Origin of the sequence: Chryseobacterium turcicum (assembly GCF_021010565.1) — a bacterium.
Taxonomy (GTDB): Bacteria; Bacteroidota; Bacteroidia; order Flavobacteriales; family Weeksellaceae; genus Chryseobacterium; species Chryseobacterium turcicum.
Window position 1 is genome coordinate 1,741,529 of record NZ_JAJNAY010000001.1, and the last position, 26,536, is coordinate 1,768,064.

22 protein-coding genes and 1 tRNA gene are annotated in these 26,536 nt (G+C 32.6%); 16 read left to right on the plus strand and 7 right to left on the minus strand.

Annotated features, from left to right (window positions below):
• Positions 1-9 precede the first annotated feature (9 nt).
• Both LO744_RS07865 and LO744_RS07870 read left to right on the plus strand, forming a co-directional pair.
• On the plus strand, positions 10-3,171 hold the full coding sequence (locus tag LO744_RS07865) for an efflux RND transporter permease subunit (protein ID WP_230668541.1): 3,162 nt from the start codon (positions 10-12) through the stop codon (positions 3,169-3,171).
• Positions 3,158-4,573, plus strand: coding sequence for an efflux transporter outer membrane subunit (locus LO744_RS07870; protein WP_230668542.1), 1,416 nt, complete (start codon positions 3,158-3,160; stop codon positions 4,571-4,573). The genes LO744_RS07865 and LO744_RS07870 overlap by 14 nt, the downstream gene beginning before the upstream one ends.
• 121 nt (positions 4,574-4,694) lie before the next feature.
• Here the strand turns inward: LO744_RS07870 and LO744_RS07875 are convergent.
• Positions 4,695-4,768: transfer RNA gene (locus LO744_RS07875), tRNA-Arg, on the minus strand.
• A 128-nt stretch (positions 4,769-4,896) separates the two neighbouring features.
• Between LO744_RS07875 and LO744_RS07880 the strand changes: the two genes are divergently transcribed.
• From LO744_RS07880 to LO744_RS07890, 3 genes are all read left to right on the plus strand, one after another.
• Positions 4,897-5,874 carry an ABC transporter substrate-binding protein gene (locus tag LO744_RS07880; protein ID WP_230668543.1) on the plus strand — a complete coding sequence of 326 codons (978 nt, stop codon included), beginning with the start codon at positions 4,897-4,899 and terminating at the stop codon, positions 5,872-5,874.
• A gap of 132 nt (positions 5,875-6,006) precedes the next feature.
• Positions 6,007-6,651 carry a monofunctional biosynthetic peptidoglycan transglycosylase gene (mtgA, locus tag LO744_RS07885; protein WP_230668544.1) on the plus strand — a complete coding sequence of 215 codons (645 nt, stop codon included), beginning with the start codon at positions 6,007-6,009 and terminating at the stop codon, positions 6,649-6,651.
• A gap of 13 nt (positions 6,652-6,664) precedes the next feature.
• Positions 6,665-8,698: a site-specific recombinase gene (locus tag LO744_RS07890; RefSeq protein WP_230668545.1), complete on the plus strand. Its 2,034-nt coding sequence runs from the start codon at positions 6,665-6,667 to the stop codon at positions 8,696-8,698.
• Here LO744_RS07890 and LO744_RS07895 read toward each other — a convergent pair.
• From LO744_RS07895 to LO744_RS07920, 6 genes are all read right to left on the minus strand, one after another.
• The gene (locus LO744_RS07895; RefSeq protein ID WP_230668546.1) at positions 8,676-8,972 is read right to left on the minus strand and encodes a hypothetical protein; all 297 of its coding nucleotides are present in this window, start codon (positions 8,970-8,972) and stop codon (positions 8,676-8,678) included. The two genes, LO744_RS07890 and LO744_RS07895, sit on opposite strands and share 23 nt — an antisense overlap.
• 56 nt (positions 8,973-9,028) lie before the next feature.
• On the minus strand, positions 9,029-9,403 hold the full coding sequence (locus LO744_RS07900; RefSeq protein ID WP_230668547.1) for a four helix bundle protein: 375 nt from the start codon (positions 9,401-9,403) through the stop codon (positions 9,029-9,031).
• Between the two features lie 63 nt (positions 9,404-9,466).
• Positions 9,467-10,546, minus strand: coding sequence for a DNA replication/repair protein RecF (gene recF, locus LO744_RS07905; RefSeq protein WP_230668548.1), 1,080 nt, complete (start codon positions 10,544-10,546; stop codon positions 9,467-9,469).
• Positions 10,543-10,848 (minus strand): type II toxin-antitoxin system RelE/ParE family toxin, encoded by a 306-nt coding sequence (locus LO744_RS07910; protein WP_230668549.1) that lies wholly within the window; start codon positions 10,846-10,848, stop codon positions 10,543-10,545. Before LO744_RS07910 ends, recF begins: the two co-directional genes overlap by 4 nt.
• Positions 10,833-11,150: a hypothetical protein gene (locus tag LO744_RS07915; RefSeq protein WP_230668550.1), complete on the minus strand. Its 318-nt coding sequence runs from the start codon at positions 11,148-11,150 to the stop codon at positions 10,833-10,835. The genes LO744_RS07910 and LO744_RS07915 overlap by 16 nt, the downstream gene beginning before the upstream one ends.
• A gap of 12 nt (positions 11,151-11,162) precedes the next feature.
• Complete coding sequence (locus LO744_RS07920) at positions 11,163-11,927, minus strand: UbiA prenyltransferase family protein (protein ID WP_230668551.1); 765 nt, start codon at positions 11,925-11,927, stop codon at positions 11,163-11,165.
• A gap of 18 nt (positions 11,928-11,945) precedes the next feature.
• On the opposite strand from LO744_RS07920, the gene LO744_RS07925 reads away from it, so the two are divergent.
• The 11 genes from LO744_RS07925 to LO744_RS07975 all read left to right on the plus strand — a co-directional run bounded on the left by LO744_RS07925 (position 11,946) and on the right by LO744_RS07975 (position 26,522).
• A complete protein-coding gene (locus LO744_RS07925) occupies positions 11,946-17,936 on the plus strand; it encodes an alpha-2-macroglobulin family protein (RefSeq protein WP_230668552.1) in 5,991 nt (1,996 codons plus the stop codon).
• 77 nt (positions 17,937-18,013) lie between these two features.
• A complete protein-coding gene (locus LO744_RS07930) occupies positions 18,014-19,585 on the plus strand; it encodes a hypothetical protein (protein ID WP_230668553.1) in 1,572 nt (523 codons plus the stop codon).
• A 266-nt stretch (positions 19,586-19,851) separates the two neighbouring features.
• Complete coding sequence (gene eco / locus LO744_RS07935) at positions 19,852-20,343, plus strand: serine protease inhibitor ecotin (RefSeq protein ID WP_230668554.1); 492 nt, start codon at positions 19,852-19,854, stop codon at positions 20,341-20,343.
• Between the two features lie 150 nt (positions 20,344-20,493).
• On the plus strand, positions 20,494-20,949 hold the full coding sequence (locus LO744_RS07940) for a DUF1569 domain-containing protein (RefSeq protein WP_230668555.1): 456 nt from the start codon (positions 20,494-20,496) through the stop codon (positions 20,947-20,949).
• A gap of 12 nt (positions 20,950-20,961) precedes the next feature.
• Complete coding sequence (locus tag LO744_RS07945) at positions 20,962-21,432, plus strand: hypothetical protein (protein ID WP_230668556.1); 471 nt, start codon at positions 20,962-20,964, stop codon at positions 21,430-21,432.
• Positions 21,433-21,434: 2 nt separating this feature from the next.
• Positions 21,435-21,833 (plus strand): hypothetical protein, encoded by a 399-nt coding sequence (locus LO744_RS07950; RefSeq protein WP_230668557.1) that lies wholly within the window; start codon positions 21,435-21,437, stop codon positions 21,831-21,833.
• Positions 21,834-21,838: 5 nt separating this feature from the next.
• Positions 21,839-22,210, plus strand: a complete 372-nt coding sequence (locus LO744_RS07955) for a VOC family protein (protein WP_230668558.1) — start codon at positions 21,839-21,841, stop codon at positions 22,208-22,210.
• A gap of 142 nt (positions 22,211-22,352) precedes the next feature.
• Positions 22,353-22,802: a VOC family protein gene (locus tag LO744_RS07960; protein WP_230668559.1), complete on the plus strand. Its 450-nt coding sequence runs from the start codon at positions 22,353-22,355 to the stop codon at positions 22,800-22,802.
• Between the two features lie 440 nt (positions 22,803-23,242).
• Entirely contained in the window at positions 23,243-23,635 is a 393-nt protein-coding gene (locus LO744_RS07965) for a DUF1398 domain-containing protein (RefSeq protein ID WP_230668560.1), read from the plus strand.
• A gap of 312 nt (positions 23,636-23,947) precedes the next feature.
• The gene (locus LO744_RS07970; RefSeq protein WP_230668561.1) at positions 23,948-24,622 is read left to right on the plus strand and encodes a DUF2490 domain-containing protein; all 675 of its coding nucleotides are present in this window, start codon (positions 23,948-23,950) and stop codon (positions 24,620-24,622) included.
• Positions 24,623-24,911: 289 nt separating this feature from the next.
• On the plus strand, positions 24,912-26,522 hold the full coding sequence (locus tag LO744_RS07975; protein ID WP_230668562.1) for a Na+/H+ antiporter: 1,611 nt from the start codon (positions 24,912-24,914) through the stop codon (positions 26,520-26,522).
• The last annotated feature ends 14 nt before the right edge of the window (positions 26,523-26,536 follow it).

Below are 26,536 nucleotides of genomic sequence, written 5' to 3' on the forward strand. Positions count from 1 at the left end.
AATTTAAAAATGTTAAAAAAAATAATAGACCGTCCTGTTTTGGCGACCGTAATCTCTCTTATCATCGTGATATTGGGAGTTATCGGGCTCAATCAGTTGGCGGTAACCCGTTTTCCTGATATTTCTCCGCCTACGATTACAGTTTCAGGGTCTTATCCCGGAGGAAACAGCGAAACGGTAATCCGTTCAGTGGTGACACCGCTTGAAGAACAGATTAATGGGGTTGAAGATATGGTTTATATTAAATCGAATGCGAGTAATGACGGTTCGTTTTCAATTTCCATCATCTTTAAACAAGGCGTTAATGCTGACCAAGCTGCGGTAAATGTGCAGAACAGAGTACAACAGGCAACGCCAATTCTTCCACAGGAAGTTGTGAGAATGGGTTTAACGACCTCGAAGCAACAAAACAGTATGGTAATGATTTTCAATATTTATACTGATGACAATACAAAATATGATGAGACATTTCTTCAGAATTATGCTAATATCAATTTAATTCCACAGGTAAAAAGAGTAAAAGGGGTTGGTCAGGCTCAGGTTTTTGGTCTTAAAGATTATTCGATGAGAGTCTGGCTAAATCCTCAGAAAATGTCTTCTTATGGTCTTGAACCAGCTGATGTTTCCAATGCAATTGCCGACCACAGTTTAGAATCTGCTCCGGGAAAACTGGGTGAAGAGTCTAATGCTGCTTTGGAATATGTTATCCGATACAAAGGAAAAAAGAACAAACCCGAACAGTACGAAAACATCATTGTAAAAAATGACGGAACGCAGTTGATTAGGTTAAAAGATGTTGCAAGAGTAGAATTTGGGTCAATTTCTTACAGCGGAGACAATCTTTCTAATGGACAAAATGCAGTAACTATTGCCATTATGCAAACCACAGGTTCCAATGCCAATGAAATTGAAATAGGAATCGATAAAACTATTACCCAGCTTTCAAAATCATTTCCGCCGGGTGTAAAATTTACGAAAGTAATGAGCACTAAAGAAAAATTAGATGAAGCAACCGGTCAAGTAAAATCGACTTTGATAGAGGCGTTTGTTTTGGTTTTTATTGTCGTTTTAATCTTCCTTCAGGATTTCAGATCGACGATTATTCCAGCAATTGCGGTTCCTGTTGCTATTATTGGTACTTTCTTCTTTCTTTTGGTTTTCGGATTTACAATTAATGTTCTGACGCTTTTTGCATTGGTTTTAGCCATCGGAATTGTCGTCGACGATGCCATTGTCGTCGTAGAAGCAGTTCACAGCAATATGGAAGGAACTGATCTTTCAGGAAAAGAAGCTACTCACAAAGCAATGCACGAAATTACAGGAGCGGTAATATCTATCACATTGGTAATGTCGGCGGTTTTTATTCCCATCGGATTTATGTCCGGTTCAGCAGGATTATTTTACAAACAGTTTGCTTATACTTTGGCGATTGCGATTATCATTTCAGCGGTTAACGCATTGACTTTAACGCCAGCTTTATGTGCAGTTTTTCTTAAAAATAACCATTCCGGGGATCAACACGAAGCTCAAAAAGGGTTTACAAAAAGGTTTTCGACTGCTTTTAATGCAGGATTTAACAATATGACGAGCCGTTATATTGGAGGATTAAGATTTTTAGTCAAAAAAAAATGGGTTGCAGGAGGTTTAGTGGTAGGAGTTATCGGTTTATCAGCCTGGTTGATGACAAGTACGCCTCGAAGCTTTGTACCGATGGAAGATGACGGTTTGATGATGTATTCTTTGAGTATGCCTCCCGGAACTGGTTTAGACAAGACAACAGAAGTCACCAATAAAGTCAATACCATTTTTAAAAGTATAAAAGCAGTTGAAACTAATACGTCTATTACAGGTTTTAATCTTTTGAATAATAGTGCTGGTCCCGCTTATGCAATGGGATTTGTAAAGCTTAAACCTAAAAAAGAGCGCGGCGAAATCCAGGATATTGATGAAATCATGAATCTTGTGAACGAAAAATTATCCGTTATTAAAGAAGGGAGTATTATGACATTCAGAATGCCTCCAGTTGAAGGGTATGGTGTCACAAATGATGCAGAAGTTGTTTTGCAAGATCGTGTAGGAAGAGATCCGCAGGTTTTGAAAGCGAAAGCTGATGAGGTTATCGGTCAGCTGATGCAATTGCCGGAAGTTGCCGTTGCTTACACCATGTTCAGAGCAGATTATCCGCAATTTGAATTGGAAGTGAATGAAGATAAAGCGAAACAGTTGGGTGTAAGTATTTCGGGATTATTGGGCACGGTTCAGACTTATTTTTCAGGAGATCAGTCACAGAATTTCTCAAGATTTGGAAAGTTTTATAGAGTTAATATCAAAGCAGACGGCGTTTTCAGAATGGATGAATCTGCCTTTAACGATATTTTCGTTAAGAATAATAAGGGCGAAATGGTTCCTGCAAGTACTTTAATTACGCTTAAAAAAGTTTATGGTCCGGAATCCGTTCAAAGATATAATCTTTACAATTCATTAAGTATTTCGGTGACGCCAAAACCAGGAATCAGTAACGGAGAATTATTAGGAAAGCTTGAAAAAACGTTAGATAAATTGCCTTCAGATTATAGTTATGAATGGACAGGATTGAGTTTAGAAGAAAAGTCTTCGGGAAATCAAACGATTGCCATTTTTGGATTGTGTTTGTTGTTCGTTTATCTTCTTTTGGCTGGTCAATATGAAAGTTATATTCTTCCTTTGGCAGTAATGATTTCCATTCCTACCGGAGTTGTCGGTGCTTTCTTAGGAATTAAAGCCATTGGATTTGATAACAATATTTATGTACAGGTCGGATTAATTATGTTGATTGGATTATTGGCTAAAAATGCGATTCTAATTGTTGAATTTGCCGTTCAGAGAAGAAAGTCGGGATTATCAATTGTAGAATCAGCCTTGGAAGGTGCAAAAGCAAGATTACGACCGATTATTATGACTTCATTGGCATTTATTGCTGGGATGATTCCCTTAATGCTTTCAACTGGAGGAATGGCTTCAGGGAATAAATCAATCAGTGTAAGCGCGGCAATGGGAATGTTGAGCGGGGTTGTTCTGGGAATTTTTGTGATTCCTATTTTGTATATGTTTTTTCAATATTTAGATGAAAAAATTTCTTCAAAAAAAACTTCTGTCTTACCACAAAATCAAATTTCAAATGAAAATATTTAATATAAAACAAATTCTTATTGGAGGAGTAATGACATCAGTTTTGGTGTCCTGCTCTATCCAAAAAGAGTATCAACGATCAGATTTTAATATTCCTGAAAATTATAAACAGCAGGTTCAGGTCACAGGCGATACGATAGTTTTGCCTTGGAAAACATTTTTTAATGACCCAAAATTGATTGGTTTAATTGAAAAAGCTTTAGATAAAAATAATGAAATCAATGTTGCCTTAAAAAATATTGAACAGCTTGATTTAGCGTACAAACAAGCAAAAAATACGTTGATGCCAACTCTTGATTTTAATGCAGGAGCGAACCGAAGCTGGGCTTCTAAAAATAGTTTAAATGGCTCGTTGAATGAACAATTTACGGGAGCAAAATATTTAGATGATTTTAATGCCAATCTGCAATTATCTTGGGAAGTTGATATTTGGGGTAAAGCAAAAATGCAGAAACAGTCTGCTGCCGCTGATTATTTTGCTCAGAAACAAAATACAGATGCTCTAAAAAGCAGGATTATTGTTGAAGTAGCAAAAGCGTATTACAATCTCGTTAGTTTAGATGAACAGCTGAAAATTGCCCAGAAAAATATTAAATTGAGTGATAAAACATTGACGATGATGAAGCTGCAGTATACCGCCGGACAAATCAATTCTTTGGCGATACAGCAGTCTGAAGCTCAGAAGAAAACGGCTGAGCTTTTGGTTCCTTTAGCTCAACAAAATATTTCTGTTCAGGAAAATGCATTGAATATTCTTTGTGGAGAGTATCCAAGTGCGGTAGAAAGAACTGAAAACTTTGAAGCTTTAATCATTGGTCATAAAATGTCTTCCGGAATTCCGGCTCAATTATTAAGCAGAAGGCCAGATTTGAAAGCAGCAGAATTGAATGTGGTAAGCCTGAATGCAAAAACAGGATTGGCAAAAGCAACGATGTATCCGAGCATCAGTCTGTCTCCACAGATTGGAGTTAATTCAAATAAATTGAATACTTGGTTTGATCTTCCCGGTTCAATTACAAAAACTGTGGCAGCCAATTTAGCAATGCCTCTTTTGAAAAAAAGACAACTAAAAACGGGTTATGAAACGGCAATTATTGAACAGGAAAAAGCGGTCATCAATTTTAAGCAAACTTTAATGACTGCAGTCGGCGAAGTTTCTGATGCGATGACAAAATCTCAGGGAAGTAGTGAAAGATTGAGTCTGTTAGAACAAAGAACAATCATTTTAGAAAAGGGAATCAATGATGCTATGAAACTCTACAAAAACGGAATGGCAACGTATCTTGAAGTGATCACCGCTCAAAACAATAAGCTTCAAAATGATTTGGAATTTATCAATGTAAAAGCTGAAAAACTGAATGCCGAAGTTGATCTTTACAGAGCTTTGGGTGGCGGAATTAATTAAAGCAAAAAGCTAAGAAAATTAATTGGATTGGCTATATATATTCTGAATCTAAATAATTCTGCTATTACAATTATATAAAAATGGCGCCAACTGTCTTTAGTTGGCGCCATTTGGCTGTTTGTGACCTCGACAGGATTCAAACCTGTAACCTTCTGAGCCGTAATCAGATGCGCTATTCAGTTGCGCCACGAGGCCGTTGTTTCCTTATTGTTTAAAGGCTTGCAAATATAGTACTTTTTTAGTTTCTTTGAAAGATGAAAGCAAATTTTTTACTAATAATCGCATTTTTATTTCTAACCAACTGTAAGAGAGACTCAAAAATATTGTCTTCAGATTGGGTAACTGTCTCCTCAAGACTGCAATTTAAGGATGATGGAGCAAAATTAGACCTAAAATCAGGTAATTTTAATTATAGTTTTGAAAAAAATAAAGTTCCTTTCCGTAAAATTATACTTTTAAATGCCAGTTTAATGGGGTTTGTTTCAGAATTGCAAGCAGAAAATTTAGTAATCGGAATTGCAAGCCCGGAATATATTTACTCAGCAAAAATTGATAACTTATTAAAATCAGGAAAAATCCAAAACGTCGGAAACGAACAAAAATATGATGTTGAGAAAATAATTTCGATGAAACCTGATGCGATTTTCACTAATTATATTGCAAGTTTTGATAACACTTATCAGCTTTTGAAAAACAATAATATTCAGGTTGTTTTTTTAGATGAATATATGGAGCAAAGCCCGATGGTGAAAACTTCATATATCAAGCTTTTTGGAAAACTTTTAGGAAAAGAAAAAGAAGCAGAAGAAAGGTTTAACGATATTCAGAAAAATTATGAAGATCTAAAAAAAATAGCTGCAAAATCAACTTCAAAACCGAATGTGTTAGCCAATGAAATGTATGGAGATGTTTGGTATATGCCGGGTGGAAAAACTTTTACAGCCAATTATATTGCTGATGCAAATGCTCACTATATCTTAAAAGATAATACTGAAGAAAAAGCAATTACCATGAGTTTTGAAGAAGTTTTTTCTAAATCGAAGAATATTCAGTATTGGGTAAATGCGGGAAATCATTTGTCGAAGAAAGAGATGCTGAATATCAATCCTTTTTATGGGAAGCTGGAAGTTTTTAACAAAGGAAAAATCTACGGAATTTCAGGTAAGGAAAAACAGAAAGCCAACGATTTTTTTGAAAGTGGAGTCGTACGTTCAGACCTTGTTTTAAAAGATTATATCAAAATATTCCATCCCGAACTTTTACCAGATTATCAACTGACTTACATGAATGAATTGCAGTAAGTTGTTGTAAATATTTAAATTTTATATTTTTAGTTTTTAAAGCGCTGAAATTCAAATCATCAATAAGCAACTAAAAACTATCAACTCCTTAACTCGCAGTATTTTCATATTTTTGTACCAAGTTTTTAGCTTATGTGGAAAAAAATAAAACAATTTATTTTTATTGTTCTGATTTTGAATGTAGTTTTCATTATTTGGGGAAGGTTTTTTAACCCACCCATTACCATTACACAAATCGGAGGTCTTTTTGAGTACGGTAAATTGCACCGTGACTATATTTCTTATGATGAAATGGGAGCCAATGTAAAAAAAGCGGTCATTGCTTCAGAAGATCAGAAATTTTTTAATCACAATGGTTTCGATTATACAGCCATTGAAAAAGCGATGAAAAATAATGAAAAGGGTAAAAAACTGAGAGGTGGAAGCACAATTTCGCAGCAAACAGCTAAAAATATTTTTCTTTGGCAGGGAAGAAGTTGGGTGAGAAAAGGGCTTGAAGCTATGTATACGTTTATTATCGAAAAAGTTTGGACGAAAGACATTATCCTAGAAAGATACCTGAATTCTATTGAAATGGGACAGGGTGTTTTCGGTATTGAAGCTGCCTCACAGTACTATTTTGGCAAGTCTTCTAAAGATCTTAATACTTCAGAAGCTGCCTGGATTGCCGCAGTTTTGCCGAATCCAAAAAAATACGATCCCAAAAATCCATCTCCTTATTTGAAGAAGAAACACAACTGGATTATGAGACAAATGAAGAATGTGAGTTTGAAATAGTATCTTTGCACCAATGAGACTGCTGAGTTCGAGTACAAAAAATTTTGAATCTGTTCTTAAAAAGTATTTTTCTTTTAAGAATGAGACTTCTTCGCTGGAGCCTTTGGCTGAGTTTTTAGAGGCAATAAAAAGGACAGATTTTAAAAATGTTCTTGATTTTTTAAAGTCTAATCCAGCTTCAGCAAATCATTTCAGACATTATATTTATACTGTTTTTGCGGAAAGACCTTTCAATCTTTCTTTAACGGAAGCCAATATTCTTTCAGAAAATGCTTTCTTTCCCGAACTCAAAAAAAGAATATTAAATAAAATTTTACCACCCGTAGAAAATGAAAATACGGTTTGGTATCTTATTGATAACGTTAGTTTCAGACCTAAAAAAGATTTAGAATGTCTTCACAATATTCCTGAAAATGAAATTGATGAGTTTCTGAATATTTTAGGTATTTCAGGTTTTATTGAAAGGCCAAATGTAAAAAGTGAACTGATATTTTCTATGAATATCCTTTCGTGGCGCGTTACCGGGATGGCCCTTGAAGTTGATGTGGTAAGAATGGCTCCCGAATACAGGAATTTCGACAATCCTTTTTTAGCATTACAGAACGAGTTAGAAGCTTTAGCAGAAGACTTTAAAATCAATCCTGAAATTCAGCTTCATTCAAAAGACAGCCGTTATAAGCAGATTAAAATTTATGCAGAGCAATGTCAGGATTTCGTGAATATTGCTTTTAAAAACTCTTCAAAATACGGTATTTCAGGGAAGATTAATCAGTCTCTCCTTAAGATTCGTCAACAGACGCAGAGAATCTCAGAAATTGTCAATTTATTGATTATTGATCAGCCTGAAGATGTTATCATCAAGTCTAAACAGTTGATGTTTAATATTCTGAGCTACAAGTCTCACAAGAATAATATTTCAGATCTTATCAACGATAGTACGCGTTTGATTTCGCATTTAATTACGAATCATACTGCAGAAACCGGAAGTCATTATATCACTTCAAGCCGCAAACAGTACATGAAAATGTTCTACAAAGCAAGCGGTGGCGGAATTATCGTGGGTGCATTATGTATTTTAAAAATGCTGTACGGTTTTATGCCTGGAAGTGACTTTTTCCATGCATTTTTATACTCATTAAATTATGCAATGGGATTTGTGATGATTTATCTGATGGGGTTTACTTTAGCGACAAAACAGCCTGCAATGACCGCTGCTACAATGACTAAAGTTTTATCTGAACAGGAAAGTACAAAAACCAATTATTTCGAATTTGCCGATTTGGTATCAAAATTATTCCGAAGTCAGTTTATTGCTTTTGTGGGAAATGTACTTCTTTCTTTTCCGATTGCGTTGCTGATTATTTACGGATTAGATGTTTTCTTCTCACAAAATTTAGCGGTAGAAAAATCAGACAGATTGTTAAAAGACCTTAATCCTTTTGAATCGAAAGCTATTTTACATGCATGTATTGCTGGTTTTTATCTTTTTATTTCAGGGATTATTTCAGGGAACATTGGGAATAACTCTGTGTTTTACCAAATTCCGGATCGTATTGCTAAAAATCTTCCGATAAAAAGAATGTTTGGAGCTCGTTTTGCAAAAAGCCTTTCAAAATATTATGCTAAAAACTGGGCCGGAATTGTTTCGAATTTCTGGTTCGGTGTTTTTCTTGGAGCAACGGCACCGATTGGTCTGTTTTTCGGTCTAGACCTTGATATTCGTCACATTACTTTTGCTGCTGGAAACTTCGCAATTGGATTGTACGGAAAAGATTTTTCGGTAGAATCATCAGTATTCTGGATTTCATTGATTACCGTTTTTGTAATCGGTTTTTTCAACTTCCTGGTGAGTTTCAGCTTGTCGATGTTTTTGGCATTCCGTTCAAGAAAAATGAATTTTGGTGAAGTAAGAGAAATCTATCGTGCAATTTTTAGATATTTCCTAAGAAATCCGTTGAAATTTTTCCTTCCCCTACAATCTAGTTTTGATTTGAAATCAAATAAGCTGGTACAAAATTCTATACCTACAAAATCTGAACGTCGATAAATTTTTCGTCCCCAAATTTATCCTGAAACTTTTTTAGGTAAAAGCTTTTTCGCATTTTAAAATCGTTTTTCAGCAAAGGTGAATTTATTTTTATAATGATTATATGATGCTCTAAATTAACACTTACAATTTCCTGAAAAAGAGTTTCATCAAGATAATCTTCCAGGAAATCTTTAATCTCAAAGGCAATCAGTTTATCTTCAAAACCATGAATTCTGGCAAAAGACTTTACCAGTTCAGAAGATTGAAATTCTCGTTTTTTATTTCGTTTCATAGGAGATACGGGTTTCGTGATTCGCAGATGCGAGGTTTTTAAAGCGATTAATAATTTCAAGATTTACTTTCATTCCAATATTCTTTAACCCATTTTTTATAATTATTTATTTTTCCTCCAAGCAAATCATATCGTTGCTTTAAAACTTCAAATTGTGTAGAAAACTCAGGATATAAAATGATAATTTTTTCTAAATGATTTATTGTTTCGTCGTTACTAGCATGACTGAATACAAGAAATCTGTAATATTCGTTTTTATAAACAGAGCGACCATAACCTTCAACAATATTCGTAATAACAGAATCGGAAGACCTTCTTAGCTGACTTCCCAATTCATATAACTCGTATTTTGGCAGTAGAAAAGAAGCTTTGTGAACTTGAGGAAATAATTCAAAAGCCATTTTATAAATATCTAAATTTCTATAACTCATCGTATTTGTGCTTAGTTAATTATTAGCATCCCGAAACCCGCATCCCGCATCTCGAAACCCGTATCATATCTCAAATATTATGCTTTCCTCATTAATTTTTTTTACCACACTTTCCGTACGTTCTCTGTGTGTGTCTGTAATGAAAATCTGTCCGAAATTTTCCTGATTGACCAATTTGATTAACTGGGCAACTCGTGTATCATCTAGCTTATCAAAAATATCATCCAATAAAAGAATGGGTGTTTTGTTTGTTAGCTCTTTTATTAAGCTCATCTGAGCCAGTTTTAATGAAATTAAAAACGATTTCTGTTGTCCTTGAGAACCTATTTTTTTTATAAGAACAGAATCCATTTCAAAAAGCAAATCATCTTTGTGAATTCCTTTTGAGGTGTAGGTAAGCATTCTGTCGCGTTCTAAACTTTCTTTTAATAGGTTTTCAAAAGAATCATTCAATAAATGAGATTCATAGATAACAGAAACACTTTCTTTGCCACCCGAAATAATTTGATGAAAATTCTGAACAATAGGATTCAGTTTTGCGACAAACTCTCTTCTTTTTTCAAATATTTTAGTTCCGGATTTTGTAATCGGGTCATCGTAAATTTCCAATGAGTCTTTGTCCCAAACTCTGTTTTTTGCGAAGTATTTTAATAGAGCATTCCTTTGTTGAATGGTTTTCTGGTACTGAATCAAATCATAAAGATACCCAGAATCGGTCTGCGAAATCATAGCATCTAAAAACTTTCTGCGACTTTCCCCAGAATCTGAGATAAGGTTTGAGTCGTACGGAGAAATCATCACACTTGGTAAATAACCAATGTGGTCGGCCATTCTATCGTAGTTTTTATCGTTTTTCTTAATGATTTTTTTTCCTTCTTTGGGTTGAGATATTTTTAGAGTATCTTCACTGTCTTCGTTCTGAATTTCAGCATCAAGGGTGAAGAAATCTTCATCTTTTTTGATGTTATTGGTATCTGTATTTCCTAAAAAGCTTTTTCCTACAGAAAGATAATGCAAGGCATCGAGAATATTGGTTTTTCCAACACCGTTATTTCCTACAAAACAGTTGATTTGCGGGGAAAATTCAAACTTTTTTTCAGAATGATTTTTAAAATTGTAAAGGGTAAGTTTGTTGATAATCATAATCCTAAAATATTTTCGAGTTTTTCAGGATTTTGTCGGGTATCAAAAATACTTAGAATTTCAATACTTTTTTCTGAATTTATATAGATGATATAGTAATCTTTAATCAATCTTCCACGACATTCTGAGCCACTTATTTTTACTCCGATTTCAGGATATTCCAAAATCATTAATGCTATTTTATCAAAAAGCTTATTCAATTTTTTTGAATATTCTTTTGATTTATTTCTATTGTTCCAGTACTTTAAAATATCTTTTCGTTGGCTTTTTGAGAACTCTGTCCATTTTAATCTTTTAGCCATTCTTCAAAATATTTTTCCACTTCTTCATTGTCAATAACACGTCCGTTTTTTACATCATCCATTCCATGTTCAATCATTTTCATCACATAATCAGGCAAAATAATTTCTTCTTCTTTGAAATATTCTTCAACCTCTTCATCTTTCATCGGCTTTTCTGATTGGTAAAAAGCATTAGGTTCAGAAACAGATAAATTTGAATCTTCATCATTCCAAAATCTCCACAAACGGAAAATCTTTTCTCTATCAGAGCTTTCGCTAATTACTCTGAGTAATTTATTCTGAATACTTTCAAAAGACTCCATTACTACAAATTTTTAGTAAAGGTAAAACTTTTCCAATAGAATTAAAAACAAAAAAGGCAAACCTGAACAAGTCTCTACCCAAAAAGAAAAGTAAGAATCGTTTCTTTTATTTTCTGAAAAATAGATGAGAATAAAGGTTATTATTGAGGTTAAAAAAAAGCTGACTGCAAACTGAATTTTCAGATGAAAAACAGCTAAAATACAAGCCATAAAAACTAAAAGATAAGCGAGATATTTTGTGTTTTGTACACCTATTAATTTTGGAAAGGTCTGAACGGTATCACTTTTCATATCACGAATGTCGAAGGGTAAAACCAATGCCGTCACAAAAAAGAAACTGATGAAAAATATGGGTAAATTAAATACAGGTAAAGTAAGCCAAGAATTGACCAATCCCCAAACCAAGCCAACATAAAATACCTTTAGTAAAGGGATTTTCCGGATGTAAGTTTCTAGAAAAAAACTATTGTACAATAATCCTAAAACCACAATCACAAACCATTTTACCAAACGTATTTCATTATGATTAAAAATAATTAAAGCTGCGGAAATAATTCCAGTGACGAAATTTAATAATAATATTTTATAAAAATATTTGGTGTATTGGTATTTCGTATACAAATAGCCGCTGAAATAGGTGATGAATATCAAAAGTACAGAAGGGAAACGGAATGTGTTTTGCTCATGCATGAAAAATACTGCGAAAAGTGTTCCCATTAAGGATACGTAAAGTTGGCTGTCGATGACAGATTTTTTCAGTACTTTTAAACAATTCATTTATCAAAAATAACACTTATGCAAAGATTTTCCAAGATTTTGTTCCTTATCCTATTTTTATCGTGTTTTTCTAATGTTTTTAGCCAGAAATATTATGATGCACAATGGAAAAAAATACAAGAAAATTCAGAAAAGGGAATATTCAAATCTAATCTTCCACTGGTTTTAGACATTCAGAAACAAGCTATGAAAGAAAATAACGAGTTACAGTTAATTCGCTCTCTGAAAGCAGAATTTAGTATTTTGAATCAGACGATTGATGATGATAAAAATAATTCGGCATCAAAGTTTTTTGCCAAACTACAAAATACAGAAAAGAACCTGAAAGGTGACCATCTTTTGGTTTACAAAGTTTTATTATCTGGTTTTATGTTCGATTATTATAATCAGCATTCGTGGGAAATTAATGGCAGAACCAATATAAATTCTCAGGATGTATCACAGATTGAAACATGGAGCAAGCTTGATTTTAAAAACTATCTGAACCAAAATTTTAAAACGCTTGACCAGCAAAATCAGGCAATGAGTACAATTTCTTTGGTGAAGTATAGAGATATTTTTTCCAATACTCAGGATATTGCCTATTTCTCTACTTTATCGGAATGGTATTCTCTGAAAAAGGTGAATTTTTTATCTAATAATGAATTGTTTACGAAAAATGAAATTACCGAAAATATAGTTTTAATCAACAAAATTTTTGATGACTTAATTGCTCAAAATACAGGCAATTCTAAGTTGTATTTCATGCATCAGAAACTGTCTGAGAATTGTAATTTTAATCCTTGTAAAGATAAATTGGCGCAACTTCAAAATCTAATGAAAACGAATGTTGACGGCGATTATAAAATGCTTATTGCTGAAGAAATTATAGATGAATTAGTTTCATCAAATAAAGAAAAAGAAGCACTTCAACTGGCAAGTTCTGTTAAAAATCAATATCCAAAATCTTCTTTCATTAATAATATCAAGAATAAGGAAAACCAGATTCTTAATCCTTATTTAAGCATCAAATATGAAGAAAAAACTCAGCCTAATTTGCCGATTCACATGGTTGCAGAATTTAAGAATGTGAAAGAATTTTCTTTGAATATATATGCTGTAAAAGACAATTTTTTACCCTTTATGCAATATGCGAGAAATCCTTACAATGAAGCATATTCAAAGGTGAAAAAAACATTTTTAAGAAAGGATGTTTTTCAGCTGAATGACCCACAAGATTACCAGCTTCATAACACCTCACTTGAAATAAAAGCACTTCCTTCTGGTATTTATGTTGCTGAATATGAAGTTTCTGGTTCAAAAGCCGAACAGGATGTTAATCATAATTTTTATTTTATAGTTTCTAATCATAGAGTTATTTATCAGAATAAAGACCAAAGTAATCAGCTTGCTAATGAATTAAAATTAATCAGTTCAGAAACCGGAAAATCTATCAATAATGAAAACCTTACGTTTCATGAATTTATAGAAAATAAAACATTAAATAAAGTTGCGGGTAAAACTGATGATAGAGGAATTTTTAAATTTCCTGCAACCAATAGCAAAGATTATTACAGAGCTATTTTGATTCAACAGCCGAAAACAAATGATTTTCAATTGATGGAACTGTATGGAAATAATAATCGTGAGCCATACAATCCTAATAAAGAAACCCGAACAAAGGCTCAAATTTTTACAGACCGAGCTATCTACAGACCGGGACAGACTGTTTATTTTAAAGTTATCAATACCAAAATAGAAAAGGAAGTAGAATCTGTTGCATCAAATGTAAAACAGAAAATAACTTTAAAAGATGCCAATAATCAGGAAATTTCGGAGCAAAATTTTACAACCAATGAGTTTGGTTCTTATCATGGAAGCTTTATTTTGCCGAAAGGAAAACTGAACGGAAACTTCAGTATTATCACTGATGGAAATTCTAACGGTTATAAATATATTAAAGTTGAAGAATACAAACGTCCGAAATTTGAAGTGACTTTTGAGCCTGTAAAAGATGAATATAAATATGGACAGACTATTGAGCTGAAAGGTAAAGCAATGATGTTTTCTGGAGTCGCTTTGACTAATACCAATATTAATTACGAAATAAGAAAGCAAAATATCCGCTGGAGATATTTTCCGGGATATCCTCGTGATTATGGAAATGAAAATTCAATTCTTGGAGAAGCAAAAACCAATGATAAAGGAGAATTTACGATAAAATTGGACCTTAAAAAAGATGAAAAATTAGAAGGAATTCAGATTGATAATTATCAAATCAACGCTTCGGCAACCGACATTAATGGGGAAACTCAAACTGCTAATACGAATCTAAAAGTTGCTTCGGTTTCGCACTATATTAAAGCAGATGAGATTAAAAATACGTTTGCAGACGAAAGCGTAAAAATAAAAGTTGAAACCAAAAATTACAACGAACAAAACCTTAAAAAATCATATCAGGTAAAACTTTCAAAACTGGAAACTCCGAACAGGATTTTCAGAGATAATTTTAAAACAGAAGTTCAGAATTTACCGAAATTTTCAAAAGAAGAGTTTATCAGCAAGTTTCCACATGATTTGTATGATAAAAATGATGAATTAAAAAACTGGAAAGTTGAAAAAGTTCTTATCAAAAAAATTCAAGAGCCATCAACCGACAATCAAAAACTGACATCTCAATTAGACCTTGGAAAACTGGAAGCCGGCGATTACCAATTAGAATTATACAATATTGAAGGGAAAGACACCATAAAATCTACTCAAAATTTTTCAGTTTGGGATAAAAAATCATTGAAGCCAACTCAGAAAACTTTCTTAACGGTTTTAGAGCCAAAAGATGAGGTTTCTAGAGGTGAAAAGGCAAAAATTTATATCTATTCATCAATTCCAGATGCCTTGGTGAATATTTTCCTGCAAAATGGTTTAGGAAAAACAGTTACCGAAGTTCATCAGTTTAAAAACGGAGTTTTAGAATATGAAACTAAAATTCCGAAAGATAAAGATATATTTGGTTTAAATATTCAGTTTCAGCTGGCTGCATTTAATGATATTCAGACCGAAACCGTCGATTTAAAAATTAAAGATACTGAACAACCACTGAAAATAGAAACGGTGACATTCAGAGATAAAATAGAACCCAATGCTAAAGAAAAATGGACGGTAAAAGTTATAGGCAATGATAAAGAAAAAATCAATGCTGAAGTTTTGGCCAATATGTACGATATGTCTTTGGACCAGTTTTCTGTAAATAGTTTTAATTGGGAAAAACTGTATACACCTTATTATTATACTTCTTATTATTCAGTTCCTATCAATCTTGAAGAAAAAAAAAATCAGATTAGAATGAGATATTTTAATGAGAAATATTTAGAAATTCCACAGTTTAGTTGGTTTGATGGAAGATTCGGATTAGTTGAAGCTGATAGCGATGGCGATGGGGTTTTCGATAAAGAAGATGCATGTCCAACAGTTCCGGGAATGAAACAATACAATGGTTGTCCGAAACCAAATTCAATTGATGCAAGCGAAATGATAACAAGAGAAGTGTCAGTTGGTAGAAAAAACATTTCATTGTTACAATCCTTAGATGGTCAAGTGGCTGGTCTAGATGTATCATCTACTTCTGGTTCTACTAAAAGTGAAAAAAGAATAAAAACTGAAATTTTAGACAAAATCCCAGTTCGCCAAAATCTCAACGAAACCGCATTTTTCTATCCCGATTTAAAAACTGATGCTGAAGGAAATGTTAATTTTGAATTTACGTCTCCTGAAGCATTAACAAAATGGAAACTGATGTTCTTAGCGCACACAAAAGACGCAAGAGCAACAACTTTAGAAAAAGAAGTGGTGACGCAGAAAGAATTTTCAGTTACGCCAAATTATCCGAGATTTTTGAGAGAAGGTGATGAGTTGAATCTTCAGTCAAAACTATCCAATTTAACGAACAAAAAATTAAACGGTTCTGCTCAATTACAGATTTTAGATGCCTTTACTAATGAAGATATTTCAGAAAAATTTGGGTTGAGTATTTTAACGGCAGTTTCAGGATATAATAAAGAACAGGCTTTTTCAGTAGACGAAAACGGAAATTCAGCATTAACCTGGAAAATAAAAGTACCAAATAACGTTTCATCAATCATTTTAAAAATAGTTGCAAAAGCCGGAAAATATTCTGATGGCGAACAAAAAGCGATTGCTGTTCTTCCAAACAGAATGTTGGTAACTGATGCGGTTCCTATTTTTGTGAAAGAAGGCGAAACAAAGACTTTTGTTTTAGATAATCTTAAAAATACAAATTCAACAACGATTTCTAATGTTTCAAATACTTTAGAATTAACGACCAATCCGATTTGGGAAATTATGTTTGCGCTTCCAAGTCTGAAAAATGACCAAAATAATTCTGCAGATGTCATCTTTAATAAATGGTTTGCCGATGTCTTGGCTTCAGAAATTTTTAAAGCCAATCCGAAATTGAAAACAGTTTTTGAAGAATATCAAAGTAAAGGTTTATTGAACTCTAATCTTGAAAAAAATCAAGAGTTAAAACAATTGTTATTGGATGAAACTCCTTGGGTTTTAGAAAGCAAAAATGAACAGGAACAAATGGAGAAATTAGCACGATTATTTGATGCTAATACCATGAAAAATTCAATCAATCAGGATTGGGATGATTTCAAAAAACTACAAAATCCGGATGGTGGTTTCTCTTGGTATCAAGGGTATCCGAGTTCATACGGAACTTCACTTTATACTCTTAAAAATTTAGGAAAAATAAACGCTTGGTTAAAAGAGAATGTGAAAGATTATCAGTCTTCTGAGCAGAAAGAATTGGTGCAAAAACTAGTTAACTATGTAGATAATGAAATTGCTAAATATTACGACACTTCGACTAAGCTCAGTGCAGGCAAAGAAAATATAATCAATAACTGGAGTTTAGATTATCTTGATACCCGAAATTATTGGGAGAAACAATATCCTTTAAAAGGAAAAGGGGCAACATTAAAATCTTTAGTAAAACAAAAAGCTAAAACAACCAAAATTACTGATTTTACATTCTTTGGATTGCACCGTACCGCTTTATTGATGAGTGATTACGGGCTAAAAGATGTTTCGGATAAATTATTAAATTACTTGAAAGAAACTTCAGTAGATTCTAAAACCCAGGGAATTTACTGGAAGCAGAATCTTGATGATTGGGGATGGTTCAGTTCAAAAGTGGTAAATCATGCAGGAGCTTTGGAAGTATTCAATAAACTGAAATCAAACGACCAAAAATTCATTGAAGACATGAAAATCTGGTTGATTACCCAGAAAGAAGTTAATTCTTGGGGAAGTTCACGAGGAACTTCGGAAGTGATTTTTACAATTTTAAATTCAGGAAAATCATGGACTTCAACCGACAGCGATAGAGCAACAATCATTTGGGGTGGAAAAGAATTGAAACCACAAACTCAGGCGACTGGTTATGTGAAATCTGCTGTGAAAACAGAGGTTTTAGATGAAAATTTGGCAACTGTTACCGTTACAAAACCAGGAGCTGGAGTTGTACAAGGAGGTTTATTCTGGCAATATTATGAAGATTTAGATAAAATAAAATCATCAGAAAACTACATTTCGGTGACTAAAGAATTGTATAAAAAAGTAAAAACAGTAAACGGTGAAGAATTACTAAAGATTTCTCCCGAAACTCCCCTAAAAGTAGGAGATAAAGTTACCGTAAGAATGATTCTAAATACAGACCGCGCAATGGAATTTATTCACATCAAAGATATGCGAGCTGCAGGATTTGAGCCATTGAATGTACTTTCTGGTTATCAGTGGAAAAATAATTTGGGATATTACGAGTCTACCAAAGATGCTTCCACTAATTTCTACATTCAATATATGCCGAAAGGAAAATATGTTTTCGAATATGATTATGTAGCCAACGCATCTGGAAAATTCTCGAATGGGATTACCACGATTCAAAATTATTATGCGCCGCAGATGAATGCGCATACGAAAGGTTCTACTGTCGAGATTAAAGAGTAATAGGACTTCCTATTTTAATAAAAAATGGTTTTAGATGAAATTCTAAAGCCATTTTTTTATATTTGAAAAAAATGGTAATGTTTAGCATATTAGATTTAGAAAGCCAGTTTTCGAAACCGAAAATCAACAAATCAAAAAAGATGACTGTGCGTGAGTTTGAGGAACAAAGCAAAAATCACTTTGTAAGTTTTGTAGATGATACAATGGAGTCTTTTGATGTGCAGATTATTTTGAATCCAAAATCTGAAATAATTAAATCTTCTTGCGACTGCAACAGTAAAGATTTTTGTTTTCATCAATTAGCATTGAGTATTTTTATTGCTGAGAATAATTCAGGAAAAACAACTTCTAAACGAACGAGTAAAAAGAAAATTTCTGAGGCTGAAATGATAATGGAAGATTTGAATTCCGAAGAGATGAAATCTTGGCTCCTTGAATTTTTTAAAAAGAATAAAGATGCCGAGATGCAGTTTTTATTAGAGTTTGCCGAGGCCAAAAAAGAATTTTCGGATGATGAGATAAAACAAATTATTATAAAAACAACTCAATCGGTGGTCGGTAAAAAGAAAAATCTTACCGCTCAGGACGTTAAAAAGATTGTTGATTTAATTACAAAATCTTTGGAGCCTGTAGAGCAGTTTTTATTTCAAAATATTAATAAAGATCGTACTGTCGAAAAATTTCTTTTGATTAATAAGATAATTCTTGACTTTCAAATGTCGGTTTATACCTCTAGCACAAGAATTGATAAATTTTTAGAAAATTTTAAAATAAGATTTGTTTCAAATTTTAATTCTATAAAAGATATTGGGATTTGGGGAAAATCTGCCGAAAAATACTGGAATATATTTTTAAAAGAAGATGAACTTTTAACTATTTATTTCTATGATTTTCTTTTTGAAATGTATCATTCCGGAACAAGAGAACAAAAAACATTTATTGCAGAACTTGTTAGAAATCAAATTATTATTTGGATTGAAAATAAGGTAGATTTGAGAAACTCTATCAAAGAAGATTTGTTACCCATCATTGCTGAAAATGGTTTTTTCCCTTCCCTTCAAGCATATTTTCCAATTGCACTTTACGAAAATTCATATAATATCAAACTCATTAATGAAATTATAAAAATTGATGAGATGAAAGCTGAAGAATTTTGTAAGAAGATTATTGATAAAAATACCAACGAAAAATATAATTTTCCTTATTACGAAATATTGGAGGGGTTGTATGGAAAAACAAATAACATCCAAGGTTTAGCTTATGTGAAAAGGGGCAAATTTAATAGTGGTTATAATTTGGAAGACTATATTTTTATTGAACAAAATGAAGAAGATCGGGAAGTTTTTAAGAAATTCAGAAATCGAGTTTTATCTAACCTAAAAGGATCTTTTAGTAGTGATTCAAGATATTCTGAAATGTATTTTGCAATTTTAGAACACGAAAAAAATTATAAAAAAATGCTGGAAGTTATGAATGATAATGTTCCAAGTGGTGTGATCAATAAATATGTGAAAAACTTGTATAATTTTGATCGTAAAAAGTTCTTAAGTGCTTCTATAAGAAGATCTAGCTGGAATAGCCAAGAAGAAGATGATGATGCTTTGATAGATTTTTTAATTGAAAAATACGATGTTGATGAGATTAAATAACAGTTTTCAAGACCTATTTTCGGATTTGGGACGAATAGATTTTCAAGTTTGTTACTGTCCAAAATAAATGAACTTGAAAAAAAATAATTTATTGAGCAAATAATGAGCAGTTTAAGTATGATAACTAACTGTTTATTAAATAATGTATACAACCTTATGAAATCTAAATTCTATAAATAGTAAATTTTAATGCATTATTTCGTGATTTAAAAATTGTGGAATAGTTTTTGACTGTAAGAAAATTGTAATTTTTAAATCAAATAATTATGAAATTTTTAAAAGTAGTATCTGCAGTATTGATGATGTTTGTAGTGGGTAATGTTTCTGCTCAAAAGAAGAAAACAGAGAAATTTGAGAAACTGCAAATAGAGATGTTTCCAAAAGCTAAAGAAGGGTATAAGCAAGTTTATATTCAATTGCCTGTTGCGAAAAATGAAAATGATTTGAAGGTAGAATTTTTTGTAGGGGTTGAAAAATTACTAGATTGTAACAATCACTTTCTAATGGGAAAAGTGGCAACTCAGGATTTGCAAGGTTGGGGTTACAACTATTATGAAGTAGAATCAAACGGTGAGACAGGCGGAACGTTAATGGCTTGCCCGGATCAGAAAAAGACTAAGAAATTTGTTTCTTTACAGCCAGAAATTGTAAGATATAACAGTAAGTTACCTTTGGTTTTTTATGTGCCTAAAGATTTGGAAGTGCGATACAGAGTTTTGCGCCCAGACGCAGGAATGAAAAAAGCCATTCAGAAATAAATTAAATAAGAATAATTAGTCAAGCTCCATGCAAATTTGTGTGGAGCTTTTTTTTGCAGTTATTATCAATAATTCACGATTCAAATTCAAAAAAAATATTTCAATGAAACGAAAAAACTGATATATTTGTTTCTAAAGATTTAGACAAAAATGGAAAACGTATTTGAAGCAAAAGACGCTCAGAATTATATCAATAGAATCAATAATTTGGTAGAAGAAACACACGGTTTGTGGGGGAGAATGACGGTGGATCAAATGTTGGCGCATTGTTGTGTGTCTTACGAAATGGTTTACGAACCCGAAAAGCACAAAAAACCGGGGTCTATTGCTAAATTTATTTTAAAAACTTTTGTAAAACCAAAAGTGGTGAGCGAAAAAGCCTATCCCCACGATTCTCCTACTGCTCCTCAGTTTATCATTAAAGAAAGAAGAAATTTTGAAGAAGAAAAAAAGAGACTGATTGGTTTTATTCAAAAAACACAACAGTTGGGAGCGACTGCTTTTGATGGTAAAGAATCATTTTCTTTTGGAAAATTAAAATCTCAGGAATGGAATAACATGTTTGCTAAGCATCTTAATCACCATCTGAGCCAGTTTGGAGTTTAAAATTTACAAACGATGAAAAAACTTTTATTACTACTTATTCTTATCTCCAATTTTGCTTTTGCACAAATGCCAAATATTTCTAATGTCTGGCTGAATAATTCAAAGCCATATGTGGGTACTATCGGTAATCATAAAGAAGTCATTAAACTTAAAATAGAAATTTCTGAGCAGGATAAGAAAAAGGATCAGGAATATTTTGTTTCAGGATATTCTGTAGTAGAAAATAATCATTCAAAATTTGAGGGGAAGTTCAAAATTACCAAGTATAAAGACACGAAAAACAAAGGTGTTGTGTATGGTGATTATGAGTTGGCAGAAGAAGTGAAAGGAAAGCATTCCGGGATTTTTACGGGTAAATTTATTTATACTTTTAAATGGAATAAAGCCACCGAAAAAATTGAAAGCCAAAACATCGAATTAATGGGTGACTGGAAAAGCTATGATAAAACATTAAACTTTAAGACCCACCTTAAAAATCAATAAGTATGTTAAAAAAAACATTGGCGGTCATTGCCGGAATTATTGTTGGTTCCATTTGTATTTGGGCGATTGAGACCCTTAATCATGTTATACATCCTTATCCTGAAGACATGAAGCCTAATGATATGGAAGGTTTTAAAAACTATATAGAAAATCTGCCTTTCTTAGGGAAATTTATGGTAATTGTAGGGTATGCTGTTGGAGCCTTAGTTTCAGGGTTTGTAGCTACGAAAATTTCAAAAGATGAAAAACCTACTGCAGCATTGATTTGTGGAGGTATATTTGCTTTTTTTACCATTTATAATATGACTGTTTTACCAACACCTATTTGGTTTTGGATTCTTGGAATTTTAGTTTGGATATTGGTTTTAGCAGGATATAAATTAGCTTTAAATAAAAAATAAAAGATATGAAATTAGGCGTATTTTCGCTAAGCTTGAGCGTGAAAGATCTTGCTAAATCTAAAGAATTTTACGAAAAATTAGGTTTTTCTGAAATGGGAGGAGGCATGGATAAAAATTATCTCATCATGAAAAACGGCAGTACATTAATCGGTCTTTTTCAGGCAATGTTTGACGGAAATATGTTAACCTTCAATCCGGGATGGGACGAAAATGCCCAAAACATCGAATCTTTTGATGATGTACGAGTAATTCAGAAACATCTAAAAGAAAATAATATCGTATTAGATAAAGAAGCCGACGAAACAACAACCGGTCCTGAGCATATCTTCCTGAAAGACCCTGACGGAAATATGATTCTTATCGATCAACATCGTTAATTCGTGATGCGTGTTCCGTGTTTCGTGGTTCGAGTTTCGAGTTTCGCTCCTCGAATCACGCACCTCGAAGCCCGAATCTCGCACCTCGTACCTCGCACCTCGCATCCCGAACCTCAAATCAAACCTCAAATAAAAAAATATTATGGCAACAGTAAATGTTTATCTTACATTCAACGGAAATTGCAAAGAAGCTTTCGATTTTTATAAATCGGTTTTCGGTGGCGATTATCCTTACATCGGAACTTTTGGTGAAATGCCACCACAAGAAAGAATGGAAATGTCTGCAGAAGATAAAGACAAAATCATGCATGTTTCTCTTCCAATTTCAAAAGAAACCATGTTGATGGGAAGTGATACAGGTGGAGAATGGTCTTCAAGTTTAAAATTTGGAAATAATTTTTCAGTCTCCATCAATGCAGATTCTAAAGAAGAAGCTGACAAACTTTTCAGCGGACTTTCTGAAGGTGGAAAAACTACAATGCCTCTTGCAGATACTTTCTGGGGTGCATATTTTGGAATGTTCACCGATAAATTTGATATCAACTGGATGGTAAATTATGATGACCCTGCAAAAATGCAGCAACATCCTTAAAATTTATATTTTATATTTGAAATATAGTAAAACAATAACCGGCAATCATCTGTCGGTTATTGTTTTATAATTAATTTTCTTTTTAGAATTAAAATTTGACTAAGAGCTTGTTTAAATTTGAATGGAAATAATTTATCACGCTGATTTTGCTGATTAAGCAGATTGATTTCTCTGTTTTTAATCTGCTAAATCTGTTTAATCTGCGAGAATTATATAAAAAAATGATTGAAAAAAAATCAAAAGCCAATCATATAGAATTTAAATTAATAAAACTTAAACAGGCTCTAAGTTAATGATTAAGAAACTTGTTTTTCTTTGCTGAGTGAAATCGTAGATTCGACCTAGTCAAATGCCTTTGCGAACGAAAAATATTTTCAATGATTTAAATAAAACCTTTGTGCACTTTGTGTTTAAAAATATAGCTTTAAAAAATAAATAAGATGAAATTTACAATTGATGAAATCAAAACAGAGCACCAAAAGGTAAAAAGTGGTGCCGATTTCCCGAAATATATTCAGGAAATAAAAAATATGGGAGTATCTCATTATACAACGTTTGTCGCTGGTGGAAGTACAAAATATTTTGATGCTGAAAATAATTTTGCAGAAACAGAAGCAAAATATGAGGTTTTAAACATTACAGAAAATGTAAATCTTGAGAATTTTAAAATCAGATTAAAACTTCATCAGCAGGGTGGAACAGATTATCTCACCTTTTGTAAAGACTGTGCCGAAAATGGAATAAATGGCTGGAAAATGGATTTGAATAAAATGATTTGCACTTACTTTGATAAAAACCAGAAAGATATTTTGACAGAACAAGTTCCTTCTTAATAAAGCTATTTAAACTAATTTTTGTTTAACCACAAAAGAGGCAAAAGAAATTTGAAATGTATATTACTTAGATATTCAAAGCTCTCAAAAGAATAAAAATCAAAGATTTTTGAAAACTTATGTGTTCTTTTTTAATTTTAAAAAATAAGCTTTAATAAAAATATCTAAATCTTTTGTGCCTTTTGTGGTTAAATGAAAAGTTTAAACAAGTTTAATATTTGAAAAATTTCAATCTGTAATTTCTTTGGTGTTATAGATTTTTAATATTAATTTTGTTAATTACGATAGGTAATATAAATAAATATTGAGATTATGAGGTTTTTAAGGAAGGTGGCTGTTGCAGTTTTGTGTTTTGGAAGTGTTTTATCATTCGCGCAGGAAAATGATTTGGGAGCTTGGTACATGTATTTTGGGAATAATAAAATCAATAAAAAGCTGAATTTTCATAATGAGATTCAATACCGTAATTTTGATGGAGTCGGTGATTTGGAGCAACTGTTAATCCGTACAGGAATTGGCTATGACCTTACAGAAAACAATAATAATGTTTTGTTGGGATATGGTTTTATTTTGAGCCAGCCTTATGTAAAAGGTGAAAAGGTAGAAAATATAGAACACCGTATATTCCAACAGTTTATTACAAAACAGAAGTTTGGAAGGTTTAATCTGCAACACCGTTACCGTTTAGAAGAGCGTTTTTTACAAGACGATTTCAGGATGAGGTTCCGTTATTTATTAGGATTGAATATTCCTGTTAACAATAAAGAAATGTTGCCTAAAACTTTATATATTTCAGCATATAATGAGATTTTTCTTAACTTAGATAGTCCTGTTTTTGATAGAAACAGGGTGTACGGAGCTTTAGGATATATTATTAATAAAAATATGAGAATTGAAGCGGGTTATATGAATCAGCTTCAGGAAAATAAAAACCGCGGACAAATACAAATCGGTTTTTATAATAATATTCCTTTTACTAAGAATTAATTCGGTATAAGATATTTTTAAACTGCAAAAGAAACAAAAGATTTTATGAGCTTTACGTTGTTCAATAGTTTTCAAAATTGTAAATGAAGTAAAATATTACCTTTTGCAGCCTTTGAAATCCTCTTTTTTTTAATCATTTCTTTTGTTTCTTTTGCGGTTAAAATTTATGTCTCAAAAAATTAAAGTAAAAAAGACTTAGATTCGGTCTTTAAAAATAGAATCTATAAAGAGTTTTCAAAACTCACAAAAACTAAAATACTTTTTTTTAACAACTAAATAATCACAGACCATGATTCACGATTATGTAATTATTTCCATCGCTGTACTTTTATCAGTGATGATTTTGGTGATGGTAGGGCAGAAGCTCAAAGTGGCTTACCCGATTTTTCTTGTGATTGCAGGTTTACTCGTAAGCTTTATTCCGGGAATGCCGCAAATAGAAATAGAGCCAGATTTGGTATTTCTTATATTCCTTCCGCCTATTTTATTTGAGGCGGCCTGGTTTACTTCGTGGCAGGATTTTCATAAATGGAGAAAACAGATATTTTCTATGGCCTTCGGATTGGTTTTCTTAACATCGATTGTTGTAGCTTATCTTTCTTCCTCAATTATTCCGGGATTAACGGTGGCAATGGGATTTCTTTTGGGTGGTGTAAATTCGCCTCCAGATGCAGTTGCAGCAACGTCGGTTTTAAAAAATATGAAAATTCCTAAAAAAATTACTACCATTTTAGAAGGTGAAAGTTTGATTAATGATGCGTCGAGTTTAATTGTATTTAAATTTGCCTTGGCTGCTGTAATTTCAGGACAATTTATTTTCCGTGACGCTGTGACAGATTTCTTTACCATGGCTATCGGAGGCATTGCTGTAGGAATCGGAACAGGTTTGGTTTTTGGGAAATTTTTAAGATTAATTCCTTCCAATTCTAATATTGATACGGTAATTACCCTAATTGTTCCTTACGTGATGTATGTGGCGGCAGAACACTTTCATTTTTCCGGAGTTTTGGCGGTTGTTGCAGGAGGATTATTGATGTCTTATAATTCGCATTGTTATTTAAGTCATACTTCGAGAATTCAGACGGGAAATGTATGGAGCGTTATCATTTTCCTGATGAATACCATTATTTTTATTTTGATTGGACTTGAATTGCCTATTGTAGTTGCTGCTATGAAAGATTACACCATTTCAGAAGGTATCTTATACAGTATTGTCATTGGTGGTGCTATCATTTTCACTCGTTTGGCTTACAGTTATGCAATTGTTTACGTTCCAAGATTATTGTCTAAAAAAGTTCGGCAGGAAAACCCAAAACCCGATTGGAAAGAGCCTTTTATCATCAGTTTTGCCGCGATGAGAGGGGTTGTTTCTTTGGCAGCAGCACTTTCAATTCCTGTTTATATCAGTCCGGGAGAAGCTTTTCCGCACAGAAATATTATTTTGTTTGTGACTTTTGTAATCATTCTTATTACTTTGGTCGGACAAGGATTATTGCTTTCACCAATTTTAAAATTTCTTAAAATTGAAGATGCAGGAAGTGAGCTTCCGGAAGAGAAGCAGGAAGCTATTTTAATGAAAAAATTAAAGGAAACTGCACTTCAAAAGTTAACTTCAGATTTCTCAGAATTGTCTGAAAGCAACAGTCTGGTTAGACATCAGATTTATAAGCTGGAAAATGAAATGAAATTAATTGCCGATAAAACGCAATGTATGGGTTCGGCGGTAGATTATGCTTCGGCAATGAATGAAAATAAAGATGTTTTACGACAAGTCATTCAGGCACAAAGAAACGAACTTCACCGTATGAAACGTGAAAAAATCTTCGATGACCATGTGATGAGAACTATCGAAATGCAACTCGATTTTGATGAAGCTAAAATCACAGGATTTGCCCATTAAATTAATTTTAAAAT

What these genes read in the sequence shown, in the direction of transcription:
- LO744_RS07920 (WP_230668551.1), bottom strand. Translation starts at nt 11,927, where the DNA reads ATGAATTGTTTAAAAGTACTGAAAAAATCTGTCATCGACAGCCAACTT.
- LO744_RS07965 (WP_230668560.1), top strand. Translation starts at nt 23,243, where the DNA reads ATGAAATTTACAATTGATGAAATCAAAACAGAGCACCAAAAGGTAAAA.
- LO744_RS07900 (WP_230668547.1), bottom strand. Translation starts at nt 9,403, where the DNA reads ATGAGTTATAGAAATTTAGATATTTATAAAATGGCTTTTGAATTATTT.
- LO744_RS07925 (WP_230668552.1), top strand. Translation starts at nt 11,946, where the DNA reads ATGCAAAGATTTTCCAAGATTTTGTTCCTTATCCTATTTTTATCGTGT.
- eco (WP_230668554.1), top strand. Translation starts at nt 19,852, where the DNA reads ATGAAATTTTTAAAAGTAGTATCTGCAGTATTGATGATGTTTGTAGTG.
- LO744_RS07960 (WP_230668559.1), top strand. Translation starts at nt 22,353, where the DNA reads ATGGCAACAGTAAATGTTTATCTTACATTCAACGGAAATTGCAAAGAA.
- LO744_RS07865 (WP_230668541.1), top strand. Translation starts at nt 10, where the DNA reads ATGTTAAAAAAAATAATAGACCGTCCTGTTTTGGCGACCGTAATCTCT.
- LO744_RS07890 (WP_230668545.1), top strand. Translation starts at nt 6,665, where the DNA reads ATGAGACTGCTGAGTTCGAGTACAAAAAATTTTGAATCTGTTCTTAAA.
- LO744_RS07950 (WP_230668557.1), top strand. Translation starts at nt 21,435, where the DNA reads ATGTTAAAAAAAACATTGGCGGTCATTGCCGGAATTATTGTTGGTTCC.
- LO744_RS07970 (WP_230668561.1), top strand. Translation starts at nt 23,948, where the DNA reads ATGAGGTTTTTAAGGAAGGTGGCTGTTGCAGTTTTGTGTTTTGGAAGT.
- LO744_RS07895 (WP_230668546.1), bottom strand. Translation starts at nt 8,972, where the DNA reads ATGAAACGAAATAAAAAACGAGAATTTCAATCTTCTGAACTGGTAAAG.
- mtgA (WP_230668544.1), top strand. Translation starts at nt 6,007, where the DNA reads ATGTGGAAAAAAATAAAACAATTTATTTTTATTGTTCTGATTTTGAAT.
- LO744_RS07945 (WP_230668556.1), top strand. Translation starts at nt 20,962, where the DNA reads ATGAAAAAACTTTTATTACTACTTATTCTTATCTCCAATTTTGCTTTT.
- LO744_RS07915 (WP_230668550.1), bottom strand. Translation starts at nt 11,150, where the DNA reads ATGGAGTCTTTTGAAAGTATTCAGAATAAATTACTCAGAGTAATTAGC.
- LO744_RS07955 (WP_230668558.1), top strand. Translation starts at nt 21,839, where the DNA reads ATGAAATTAGGCGTATTTTCGCTAAGCTTGAGCGTGAAAGATCTTGCT.
- LO744_RS07930 (WP_230668553.1), top strand. Translation starts at nt 18,014, where the DNA reads ATGTTTAGCATATTAGATTTAGAAAGCCAGTTTTCGAAACCGAAAATC.
- LO744_RS07910 (WP_230668549.1), bottom strand. Translation starts at nt 10,848, where the DNA reads ATGGCTAAAAGATTAAAATGGACAGAGTTCTCAAAAAGCCAACGAAAA.
- LO744_RS07975 (WP_230668562.1), top strand. Translation starts at nt 24,912, where the DNA reads ATGATTCACGATTATGTAATTATTTCCATCGCTGTACTTTTATCAGTG.
- recF (WP_230668548.1), bottom strand. Translation starts at nt 10,546, where the DNA reads ATGATTATCAACAAACTTACCCTTTACAATTTTAAAAATCATTCTGAA.
- LO744_RS07940 (WP_230668555.1), top strand. Translation starts at nt 20,494, where the DNA reads ATGGAAAACGTATTTGAAGCAAAAGACGCTCAGAATTATATCAATAGA.
- LO744_RS07870 (WP_230668542.1), top strand. Translation starts at nt 3,158, where the DNA reads ATGAAAATATTTAATATAAAACAAATTCTTATTGGAGGAGTAATGACA.